This window comes from Paenibacillus endophyticus (assembly GCF_014192395.1).
Taxonomy (GTDB): Bacteria; Bacillota; Bacilli; order Paenibacillales; family Paenibacillaceae; genus Pristimantibacillus; species Pristimantibacillus endophyticus.
The window spans coordinates 260,839-271,857 of sequence record NZ_JACHXW010000008.1 but is presented as its reverse complement, the minus strand read 5'-3'; the positions used below and the strand labels follow the sequence as shown (position 1 = coordinate 271,857).

Annotated in this window: 10 protein-coding genes; 7 read left to right on the top strand and 3 right to left on the bottom strand. The window is 45.5% G+C overall.

The annotated features are described in order from the left end of the window. The first annotated feature begins 133 nt into the window (after positions 1-133). Positions 134-406: a DUF2277 domain-containing protein gene (locus FHS16_RS15830; RefSeq protein ID WP_183564192.1), complete on the top strand. Its 273-nt coding sequence runs from the start codon at positions 134-136 to the stop codon at positions 404-406. Positions 407-463: 57 nt separating this feature from the next. Here FHS16_RS15830 and FHS16_RS15825 read toward each other — a convergent pair whose 3' ends face one another. Both FHS16_RS15825 and FHS16_RS15820 read right to left on the bottom strand, forming a co-directional pair. Further along, positions 464-1,324, bottom strand: a complete 861-nt coding sequence (locus FHS16_RS15825) for an arylamine N-acetyltransferase family protein (RefSeq protein ID WP_183564189.1) — start codon at positions 1,322-1,324, stop codon at positions 464-466. Positions 1,325-1,578: 254 nt separating this feature from the next. Further along, positions 1,579-2,430, bottom strand: coding sequence for a polysaccharide deacetylase family protein (locus FHS16_RS15820; RefSeq protein ID WP_312890930.1), 852 nt, complete (start codon positions 2,428-2,430; stop codon positions 1,579-1,581). Positions 2,431-2,662: 232 nt separating this feature from the next. On the opposite strand from FHS16_RS15820, the gene FHS16_RS15815 reads away from it, so the two are divergent. Beyond that, complete coding sequence (locus FHS16_RS15815; RefSeq protein ID WP_183564186.1) at positions 2,663-3,079, top strand: hypothetical protein; 417 nt, start codon at positions 2,663-2,665, stop codon at positions 3,077-3,079. Further along, complete coding sequence (gene mobA / locus FHS16_RS32625) at positions 2,994-3,884, top strand: molybdenum cofactor guanylyltransferase (RefSeq protein ID WP_376769673.1); 891 nt, start codon at positions 2,994-2,996, stop codon at positions 3,882-3,884. Before FHS16_RS15815 ends, mobA begins: the two co-directional genes overlap by 86 nt. A gap of 1,424 nt (positions 3,885-5,308) precedes the next feature. On the opposite strand, the gene FHS16_RS15800 is transcribed toward mobA, so the two are convergent. Next, a complete protein-coding gene (locus tag FHS16_RS15800) occupies positions 5,309-5,887 on the bottom strand; it encodes a TetR/AcrR family transcriptional regulator (protein ID WP_221226366.1) in 579 nt (192 codons plus the stop codon). 344 nt (positions 5,888-6,231) lie between these two features. Here FHS16_RS15800 and FHS16_RS15795 point away from each other — a divergent pair, with 344 nt between their 5' ends. The 4 genes from FHS16_RS15795 to FHS16_RS15780 all read left to right on the top strand — a co-directional run bounded on the left by FHS16_RS15795 (position 6,232) and on the right by FHS16_RS15780 (position 10,845). Then, positions 6,232-7,425: an MFS transporter gene (locus tag FHS16_RS15795; RefSeq protein ID WP_183564173.1), complete on the top strand. Its 1,194-nt coding sequence runs from the start codon at positions 6,232-6,234 to the stop codon at positions 7,423-7,425. A 126-nt stretch (positions 7,426-7,551) separates the two neighbouring features. Then, on the top strand, positions 7,552-8,226 hold the full coding sequence (locus FHS16_RS15790; protein WP_183564170.1) for a response regulator transcription factor: 675 nt from the start codon (positions 7,552-7,554) through the stop codon (positions 8,224-8,226). Beyond that, entirely contained in the window at positions 8,223-9,611 is a 1,389-nt protein-coding gene (locus FHS16_RS15785; RefSeq protein WP_183564167.1) for a sensor histidine kinase, read from the top strand. Before FHS16_RS15790 ends, FHS16_RS15785 begins: the two co-directional genes overlap by 4 nt. A gap of 253 nt (positions 9,612-9,864) precedes the next feature. Next, the gene (locus FHS16_RS15780) at positions 9,865-10,845 is read left to right on the top strand and encodes an alpha/beta hydrolase (protein WP_376769674.1); all 981 of its coding nucleotides are present in this window, start codon (positions 9,865-9,867) and stop codon (positions 10,843-10,845) included. The last annotated feature ends 174 nt before the right edge of the window (positions 10,846-11,019 follow it).

The window sequence follows — 11,019 nt, the reverse complement described above, 5'->3', positions numbered from 1 at the left end:
GTTTGATTAACAACCGTCCTCGTAAATGTCTCGGTTGGAGGTCGGCTCACGAAGCATTCATGGAAGAGGTGTCGCACTTAGCTTGACAATTCGTCTTATAAAAAAACTATTCGGATGAAGGAGGAGATAGACGATGTGCAGAAATATCAAAACATTATTCAACTTCGAACCGCCGGCAACGGGAGATGAGGTAGAAGCAGCCTCGCTGCAATTCGTAAGGAAGCTATCCGGGTTCCAAGCGCCATCCAAAGCCAATGAAGCGGCCTTCCAGCTCGCGGTTCTAGAAGTAACGGCTGCGGCACAGAAGCTATTGGATTCATTGGTCACAAACGCTGAGCCGCGCGACCGTGACATAGAGCTAGAACGCGCCCGTATCCGAAATGCCAAAAGATTCGGCTCGGCGTAAGTTATTGCGGCAATGGCAAGGCGGGCCGCTGATTTGTCGCACAGTACCCGCCACTGTTCATATGAACTGCTTTTTTTGTTTTTTCCACGTTTCATGATCCTCGCGAACCCGTTTCCACAACTCATCCCTCTCTATGGCGTTATAGTGCGTAAGCGTCTCGCCCAGCTGCTCAGCCATGACGTCAAGCCAGTGCGATTTCTGATTTAATTCCGTCATTTGAAAACCATCTTTGTCGCGTTTTCTCCACATACAGCCGCGCAGCTCATGCCCTTCCTTCTCGTCCCGGTTCCTGAGCAGGAAAATGTTATGCCACGGAGAGTTCTTCGAGGTGCTATAAAAATGATGGTTATTTTTGAAAATTCCGATATCCTCTACGACATTTGGGTCGAAATCCACACCGACAAAGGACGCATCACGGTCATGAGCCAAACGCCAGCCGTCTGGAGCAACGAGGGACGATTCTACTCGGTACTCGTAAGGTGCTTGCCCATATGTTCCATAGACTAGTGGCAAGGGCTCGTGAGGCATATCGCCAAGCCCGACGTCAACAATCCATGCTTTATCCATCAGTCTGACCAATACGCCGAGATGAAAAGAATTGATGCGCGGCTCTGTTCCGATCGGCTGCACACCTGCCCGGTGGAGCGAAACGTCGTAGCCTAAGGCATGCAGCAGAGCGCTGAATGCTCCATTCAAGTGGAAACAATATCCACTGCGGCCTCCAAGGATAAGCGCAATCGATTGCTTGACATCGATGGAAGCAGGCTTCCCGCCGTAAATATCGACGGTTTGCCAAGATAAGGCTCTCACATGCGCTTTGTGAAGCTCGAATAAAAATGTTGGAGTGGGAGCCTCGATGTCGACAATGCCAATTCGATTTAAATAAGCTCGTATTTCTTGCGCAGTCAATGTAATCATAGGGGGCCACCTCGCCGGATTTACTAGTTATGCCACAGCAGATAGTTCGCTGAAGCTGCTAAGTCTAGCGTAAACGATAAGAAGGAAAGCGACAACGGGTAAAAGGATGATCTGTACCGGTACAAAATAGCTGGTCTTTTGTGTTGAAGGAGAAAACGCAACGAATGCGAAGCTGCCGACATGAAATAAACTGCAGCATAAAAAGCCGAACAGGAAATGTAAGCCTGTTCGGCTTTTTGATAGCTTTGAATCATTCAATCAAGCTGCACGGTTTGTCCGGCTGCGATCTCAACAGGCTGCCCCTCGGCCGTAATCCATACCGCTATACTGCTAGGATTATGGACGACGGAGTTGTCCAGCGTAAACTGAAGCCTTGCGACAGCATCCATATAATCGATGATTTCAATATTTGTCGCATACCAAATGTACGGCTTGCCGCCTATCAATTGGCAAAACCGCTCAATATCCTGCCAATTCTGATCATTTTCGAATTCATAGCTATGGCCCCAAACGTATAGTAGCTGAGGCATTATTTTCCATGATGGCGGAGATAAATTTAGAAAAGCTTCACCTTGCTCGAGCATTTCTTTATGATGGCAGGTTGGATGCCAAGCTAAGGGCTGGTTAGGCAGGTTATAATTATCAGCTTTCTGCGTCGTGCGTGCATACCGAAAGCCGATTGTTGCTAAAATCGAAATGATTTCTTCATTATATGTACCGTAAGGATAGGACATGCCGCGAACCGGGTAGCGGGCAAGGCGCTCCAGCGCTCTACGGTCGTCCATCATTTCCATGATGATCTGTTCCTTTGTGCATAGGTCTAAAAACGGATGCGTTACGCTATGTGCCGATATTTCGTGACCGCTAAATAGTTGACTAATTTCTTCAGGCGAGACAAAACTGTCGCGACCGAGATTGCCCGAATTCAAATGAAACGTACCTTTGATCCCATGCTTGTTGAATATTTCGACGAGCCTTCTATCATATTCTTTGCCATCATCATAGCTCATCGTTAGCGCTTTGAATCGCCCGCCAGGAAAACAATTTAATTGCACCTTCAAGTAGGTCACCTTCTTCATTAGATTAGCCAATCGTTCTCTACGCAAGGGTACTATTCCCTTGTCAGTTGGTCAATGAACAAATCCATGATTATAGGAATAGCACTAGGCTGCAGCCTACTTAGTGAACGTTCGGGTTTTCATTCATATACTGGTATTTCAAACCTACCATAACGGCTTTAGCGTTCATTTTATGTAAAACAGTCAGTTTTTGAGGGAGAATTCGTTTAGCCTCATGTGTAATTGATGTGAAGCACACCTACGATAGGAGAGGTTTGACTTGGGAATGGTTACCTTTCAACGTCAAATACAAGCAGCGATTCTCCCCAGCAAGGATAAAATGGTGCTCCCGCCAAAATACGATGCCGAAGCGAGATGGGTCAAAAATCGCAGAATTAAAGGTGCTTGCTGGCCTTATCGGAGTGCAAAGGAATTGGGATGGACCATTCATTCTCCTATAGACGTGGAGATCCACCCCCTCCAAGAAATTCAAATTATATTTGATAAACCGGAAGAGTTCGCCAGGCTCAAGCAATTGACCGATATGGATGAATGGGTTCAAAAAGACGATATTCTGCTTGGCGTCAAGCCCTCGGCTTGGTACAAGGTACATGAATATGCATACGAGGACCGTTTCCGTTCGATGTTCATACCTAATGGTGAAGGTACGTTGGAGTGGAGGCAAGCGCAGTCGTAGAGGAGTTAACCACAGCGATAAGAACGATCCAGAACGAACTAAATTTGGTGCTGCAACAGTCGCTCCAAGGCCCACCAGGCCCGCAAGGACCAGCCGGACTTCAAGGGCCAGCAGGACCTGCCGGACAGGGAGGCCCAGTCGGAGCAACAGGTTGATTGCGCGGCAATTGGAGCGGATGCATGAAATATGCGATGAATTAATTGTCGTAACCCATGATCCTAAGCCATTTTTGCATATCGTAAATCGGTCATTGCGCATTATTACCGACTTTTATGATGGTCATGGGCCTCTGAGAGGTCTGCATGGAGCATTGTCTCTTGCAACGTATGCATCTGTGTGGGTAGTTGGGTGCGATATGCCTTTCATATCCAGCAAAGCAGCTGAGCTATTACTGGAGAGGAAGCGGAATGGCTTTGAAGCAGCCGTTCCGCAGATTGCCGGTGTAATTAATCCTCTGCATGTCATTCATGATCGAGCATTTGCCGCTCATATCATTCCTCTCCTGCAGCAAGGAGAAACGCAGCTTTCTGCTTTGCTAGAGCAAGTTTTCTGGAGTGAGCTGGATGATCGGTATTTGAACGAGAAAGGAGTTTGTGAAGTACATTGTACTTTATGCAATAGAACCCTAACATTGCAGCCACCTGGAGAGGCTACGTTGTATAAAGTGCATCAGAATCACGTTTATATTCGAATAACCGCCGAGAAAGAGGCAATCTGTTGCAGAAACTGCAACGTAGCAAGAAAGAGGTTACTTAAACGACGAATAGAGTGTACAAAGTGCAGCGTAGCTTGGTCTCAGGTATAGAGAATAGTCTTAATTCACTCACCAATCGATAATGGTGTGAAGTACATTGTACTGTACAATGTACTTTATGCAATAGAAACCTAACCTTGCAGCCACCTGGAGAGGCTACGTTGTATAAAGTGCAGCAGAATCACGTTTATAAGCGAATAACAGCCGGGAAAGAGGCATTCTGTTGCAGAAACTGCAACGTAGCTAGAAGGTGGTTACTTAAACGACGAATAGAGTGTACAAAGTGCAGCGTAGCTTGGTCTCACGTATGGCGACTAGTCTTATTGCACTCACCAATCGATTATGGAGTGAAGTACATTGTACTGTACATTGTAATTAATGCAATAGAAACCTAACCTTGCAGCCACCTGGAGAGGCTACGTTGTATAAAGTGCAGCAGAATTGCGTTTATAAGCATATAACCGCCGGGAAAGAGGCATTCTGTTGCAGAAACTGCAACGTAGCTAGAAGGTGGTTACTTAAACGACGAATAGAGTGTACAAAGTGCAGCGTAGCTTGGTCTCATGTATGGCGACTAGTCTTATTGCACTCACCAATCGATTATGGAGTGAAGTACATTGTACTGTACATTGTACTTTATGCAATAGAAACCTAACATTGCAGCCGACTGGCGAGGCTACGTTGTACAAAGTGCATCAGAATCACGTTTATAAGCGAATAACCGCCGGGAAAGAGGCATTCTGTTGCACAAACTGCAATGTAGCAAGAAAGAGGCTGCTTAAACGACGAATAGAGTGTACAAAGTGCAGCGTAGCTTGGTCTCATGTATGGCGACTAGTCTTATTGCACTCACCAATCGATAATGGTGTGAAGTACATTGCAATTAATGCAATAGAAACCTAACATTGCGGCCACCTGGAGAGGCTACGTTGTATAAAGTGCAGCAGAATTGCGTTTATAAGCGAATAACCGCCGGGAAAGAGGCATTCTGTTGCACAAACTGCAACGTAGCAAGAAAGAGGTTACTTAATTAAACGACGAATAGAGTGTACAAAGTGCAGCAGAATTGCGTTTATAAGCGAATAACCGCCGGGAAAGAGGCATTCTGTTGCAGAAACTGCAATGTAGCTAGAAAGAGGTTACTTAAACGACGTATAGAGTGTAGAAAGTGCAATGTAGCTGCATTCTGTTGCAGAAACTGCAACGTAGCAAGAAAGAGGCTGCTTAAACGACGAATAGAGTGTACAAAGTGCAGCGTAGCTTGATCTCACGTATGGCGACTAGTCTTATTACACTCACCAATCGATTATGGTGTGAAGTACAATGTACTGTACATTGCAATTAATGCAATAGAAACCTAACCTTGCAGCCACCTGGTGACACTAAGTTTCTATTAATGCGATAGAAACCTATGCCGCTGTCTCTCTTGTTGCAGATTGCTTATCCAAATTGAATCGTTGCCTTTATATTCGGCTTTACTTCGACTTGATTCCTTCAAATGCATTCGTCACCAAATGCTGTACATAGGAATCGTCCAATGCCCCGCCTGTCACAAGTAATCGATAGAAAATGGGACCGTAAATGAGATCGATGCTTAATTCAAGATCAAGATCTTTTTTCAATTCTCCGCGCTGAACCCCTTTTTCTAGAAGGCTCTTAGCTTCAAGCCGACGTGGCTGGAAATACCTTGTCCGATAGGCGTCCGCCAATCCGGAATCAAACTGCCCCTCACCTAATAATTCTCTAATGATCGTGCCCTCGCGGCTTGTCAAAAACCGAACTAAATTTGTGGCATGTATAACGATATCGTCGAATGCCGAACCAGTTTCAGGCACGGGCAGTCTAGCCGCAGCGGCAGCAAGAAAACCGTCCATCACTACTGCACCCTTATTAGGCCACCATTTATAAATCGTGGCTTTGCTTACCTTTGCGCGGTCAGCGATTTTTTCAACGGTGACCGATCCAAAGCCATCCCCCAGCAATAATTCATACGAAGCGCTAAGGATCGCATGTTGCGTTTCAACGTTACGCGGACGTCCTCTTTTAGCCTCCAAGCCAATCACTCCTTTTAAACTGATTATATATAAACTGTACGTATAGTATATCAAAAGTAAAATCGAAATAAAATTGCATAATGCCTATTTACAAAACGATACGTTCAGTATACTATTTAAACATAATTAATAAACGATACGTTTAGTATTTAAAAGAAGCAACTGGGATGGATTTTTAAAGTTTCGTTTTCAAGTTCCCTATTGCAACTGCGGTATTGCTCTCGAACGTCTTCAATTCATCCGTTGATTTTAAAATTAAAGCCGAGGGGATGTTATAAACAATACCTGATGAACAGGCAACCGATTAAGCCCTAAGTTCTTACCAAAATGAAGGAGTGATTGCAATGAATGCATCAAACAAACAAAAAATCGAAAAGAATATTCCGACTTGGTTAACCGTTTTGCTAGCGACCGCTTGTGGAATTATCGTTGCTAATCTATATTATGCACAACCCTTGGTGGGCTTAATAAGCTCTTCAATCGGTCTGTCGGCTGGCAGTGCCGGCTTGATCGTGACCTTGACCCAAATAGGATATGTCATTGGCTTGCTTTTTATCGTTCCGTTAGGCGATCTTGTTGAAAACCGAAGGCTAGTCGTATTTTCGTTGCTTCTCACTTCAATTGCCTTGGTTGTGACGGCGATGACGAAAAGCCCAATGCTTTTTTTGGCAGCGGCTCTTTTTATCGGATTGGGGTCGGTCGCGGCGCAAGTTCTCGTGCCTTATGCATCATACCTTGCATCAGCTTCCTCACGCGGCCGTGTTGTTGGAAATGTCATGAGCGGGCTGCTGCTTGGCATCATGCTTTCGCGACCGTTGTCGAGTTTGGTGGCTGATTTCTTTAGCTGGCCCACCATATTCGCGATATCAGCTGCAGCGATCATTGTGCTGGCGGCCGTCCTTTCAAAAGTGCTGCCAGAAAGAAAGCCATCGTCAAATACAAGCTATGGAGCGCTGCTGAGCTCCATGTGGTATCTTCTGCGAACAACGCCGATTTTGCGTCGTCGCGCGATCTATCATGCGTGCGTATTTGGGACCTTTAGCTTATTCTGGACAACTGTTCCGTTATTATTATCTGGTCCCGTATTTCATTTTTCCCAAAAAGCCATTGCTTTGTATGCGCTTGTTGGAGTCGCAGGTGCGATAGCAGCGCCGTTGGCTGGCCGATTAGCTGACCGCGGCTGGACTAGATCCGCTACTGGAATAGCGCTTGGCATGGTTATCGTTTCTGTTCTGCTCCTGCTGGTCATACAATCTAATTCTCCCGTTGGCATAACCGTTTTAGTCGTATCAGCCATCCTGTTGGATGCGGGTGTATCAGCCAATCTTGTACTTGGTCAACGAGCGATTTTTGCGCTCGGTCCGGAGATTCGTAGCAGATTGAATGGCCTATTCATGGCTATTTTCTTTTTTGGTGGCGCATTGGGATCCGCAGTGGGCGGATGGGCTTTCGCTTGGGGAGGCTGGAGTGCAGCTTTGTGGATCGGCATCGTATTCCCGGTTATCGCGCTGCTTTATTTCTTTACAGAGAAGAAATGAAGCGTTAAGACACCGTTTTTTTTCAGCAGAAAATGAGCTATGCGGACCATCCGCAATCATGAACAGGTTTTGTATTGTATAATGGTTAATACGATATGGGATGGAAAACAAGGAGAGAGGGAGCGAATGGCTACTATAATGGTTACTGATGACGACGCGAACATTCGCGAACTTGTCTGTTTATTTTTACGCAACGACGGATTCGAAACGGTGGAAGCTGCGGATGGAAAGGAAGCACTTGCTATCTATGCCTCGTTGCATGTTGATCTTGTCGTTCTCGATATTATGATGCCTAATATGGACGGTTGGACGTTATGCAAGGAACTCAGAAGGAGCAATCCGGATCTTCCACTGCTCATGCTTACTGCGAGAGGCGAAACATGGGAGAAAGTGAAGGGGTTCCAGCTGGGGACAGATGATTATTTGACGAAACCATTCGATCCGTTGGAATTGACGGCACGTGTTAGAGCGTTGCTAAAACGATACCGGATTGGTTCCACGCAGACGATTCGTTTAGGCAGCGTCGTTCTTGATCGGCAGATTTATAAAGTGAAGAGAGGGACAGAGTCGTTCACGCTGCCGCTTAAGGAGTTTGAATTGCTTTACAAGCTGGCGGGAACGCCGGGGCAAATTTATACGCGCGAGCAGTTGATTGATCAAATATGGGGACTCGATTACGCAGGCGATGATCGAACGATAGACGTACATATTAAACGACTGCGCGAGCGGTTTGCGACTACAACTGATTTTCATATCGAAACGGTTCGTGGGCTAGGCTACCGTCTAGAGGTGCAAACGTGATCAAATCTTTATATACACGTGTAGTCTTAATTTTTCTGGTATCCGTGGTCGGGGGAACGGTCATCGCGTTTTTTGCGGCTACTTGGTTATTTGAAGAGAAATTGAGCGAAAACTCGCAAATTCTATTGCGTAATTTCGGGCAAGACATTGCACAGATCTATGAGACTATTCCGATGCGTGAAGCGGAAGCGTTCGTAAGCGAAATGAAGATGCTCAATTCCTATCACATTCGAATTTATGAAGCAGACGGTCAATTCAAGTCCTATGGGGAAGTTAACGGACAGAAAATTGCCAATGTAACGAAAGAACAAGTTGGGAAAGTCCTTCATGGAGAAATGGTTCAATACAATACGAGTGGTTTTGCTACCGTTCTTTTAGGGATGCCTTTGAAAACGGAGATCGGAACAAAAGCAATGTTTCTCGAGCCACTCGCTCCGCCTTCAGCCTCTTTTGTTATAAGGTGGGCATTGTATTTCGTAGGTTTTTCTTTAATGATAGGAAGTATATTTGTTCTGATTGCCTCCGTATTTCTCGTAAGGCCGATCAAAAAACTGACAATCGCGACAAGACGGATAGCTGCTGGAGATTTCGACGTTAAGTTGAATATTAAGCAATCAGGCGAGCTGGGCACTTTGGCTCGCAGCTTCGAAGAAATGATGCACGATCTTCAGCAGCTGGAGCAAATGCGCAGAGAATTCGTAACGAATGTTTCACATGAAGTACAGTCGCCGCTCACGTCGATATCTGGATATGCGATCGCACTTAAGCAAGATAATATCGCAGCTCAAGTGCGAACCCGTTATCTAGATATTATAATTACGGAAGCAGAGCGGATGTCCAAGATGAGCGATAGCCTGTTAAAGCTAAGTTTGTTAGAATCGCAGTCGCAGCAGATGCAGCTGGCATCGCTCAGACTTGACGAGCAGATAAGACGCGTAATTGTTGCAATCCAGCCGCAATGGTCGGCGCGCAGCATTCATTTCGAGCTCAAATTGAAGGCAGTATTGCTTACGGCTGACCATCATCAGCTCAACCAGGTATGGACTAACATACTCGGTAACAGCATCAAATTTTCCGAGGATGGCAGCACCATAACTGTCGAGATGAAATCGGATACGAAAAACGTGACTGTCCGAATATCCGACACGGGTATTGGTATTTCGTTAGAGGATCAGAAGCGGATATTCGAGCGGTTTTTCAAGGCGGATCGTTCTCACAGCCGCAAATATGATGGCAGCGGCATGGGACTTGCCATCGTGAAGCAGATCATATCGCTGCATCAAGGTGATATCCGGGTTGAAAGCGATCCAGGGATAGGAACAATCTTCATCGTGACGTTGCCGATCAAGGCTCCGACAGCGTCATTCATTCTCAATAAGGAATAATAATAAGCTGTTTCTCAATCTCTTTAGATTTCTTGGTTCACTTGTTTCCTTTTCTGCATGCTGCGGAAGCTTATGCAACTTTTTTGCATATGAATCGCAGCATTTTTTTTGTGCCCGTTCATATTCCGTTCATATTGGCGTCACGGAGAGTACATTTTCGTCATGTAAGCTTTTCCTAGCAGCCCATTTAGGGACCTGCATACAGAGAAGATGACAGGAGAAGATGTGAGTGAAATTACGAGAAGCAATGAAAATGGGGTCGGATGCAACAACGGGTATTAAACCAGCAAGCAAAATGAAAAAAATGGGTAAGATTATTTTGAAATCGTTAGCCGTTCTTGTTATAGCGGTCGTGGTTTTTATAGCTATCGTCTTTATAGTTAATAAGGTAAGCAGCAAATCGGAAAAAGGGAAAATTCAAGCCTATGGTCAGCTTGTACCCGTAGATGGGAAACAGATGAATGTTCTCATTCAAGGAGAAGGCGACGAAACAATCGTGCTCCTGCCAGGCTATGGAACGGCAGCACCTGCGCTTGATTTTAAGCCTCTGATTGATGAGCTGTCTCCGTTTTATAAAGTGGTTGCAATCGAGCCGTTTGGTTATGGATTAAGTGACGGAACGACGAAAGAACGAACGACTGAAAATATTGTAAGTGAAATTCATGAAGCATTGCAGAGTCTTCAAATTGACCGTTATATACTAATGGGCCACTCTATTGCGGGCATTTACGGGATCGATTATGTCAATAAGTATCCGAACGAAGTGAGTGCTTTTGCAGGAATCGACAGCAGCGTTCCTACGCAGGGCGGAATGGATGCTGAGCTTCCAATCGGGACGTTTAAACTGCTCAAACAATCCGGATTCGGCAGATTGATGCTGAAATTCGGAGAAGATCCCTATGCGGGCCTGCCTTTTGATGAGGAGACTAAAGAACAAATGAGACTGCTCTCTCTCAAAAACATGTATGAATCCACCACTTTAAATGAGATGGAACATATTTATTCTAATTTTGTAGCAGCAAGAGGTTTAACGTTTCCAAAAGAACTGCCGCTTGTTTTCTTTATACAAGCGAACAACACGGGCGTAGAAGGCTGGATACCGCTGCACGAAGAGCAAGTCAAAGAGTCTGTTCACGGCAAATTGATGACCTTTGAAGGAGGGCATTATTTGCATCATACGAGGTCCAAAGAAATCGTTGAAAATTTTAGAGCATTTATGGATGTAACAAAATAGACTTGATTGGCGTTGCTAGCCCAGGCGAAGGTGCGAGAGTCAGAAGCAAGAGGGGACAACAAGCGTGGAGTGGATTTGAAGGTACACGGTAAATCTCTCGCCTGTAAACCGCTCAAACCTTGCAGGCCATTGCCTTGCGGGTCAAGCGTACAGGTCGTTTCTCCTGTTCGTGAA

What these genes read in the sequence shown, in the direction of transcription:
- FHS16_RS15830 (WP_183564192.1), top strand. Translation starts at nt 134, where the DNA reads ATGTGCAGAAATATCAAAACATTATTCAACTTCGAACCGCCGGCAACG.
- FHS16_RS15825 (WP_183564189.1), bottom strand. Translation starts at nt 1,324, where the DNA reads ATGATTACATTGACTGCGCAAGAAATACGAGCTTATTTAAATCGAATT.
- mobA (WP_376769673.1), top strand. Translation starts at nt 2,994, where the DNA reads ATGAATATGCATACGAGGACCGTTTCCGTTCGATGTTCATACCTAATG.
- FHS16_RS15795 (WP_183564173.1), top strand. Translation starts at nt 6,232, where the DNA reads ATGAATGCATCAAACAAACAAAAAATCGAAAAGAATATTCCGACTTGG.
- FHS16_RS15790 (WP_183564170.1), top strand. Translation starts at nt 7,552, where the DNA reads ATGGCTACTATAATGGTTACTGATGACGACGCGAACATTCGCGAACTT.
- FHS16_RS15780 (WP_376769674.1), top strand. Translation starts at nt 9,865, where the DNA reads ATGGGGTCGGATGCAACAACGGGTATTAAACCAGCAAGCAAAATGAAA.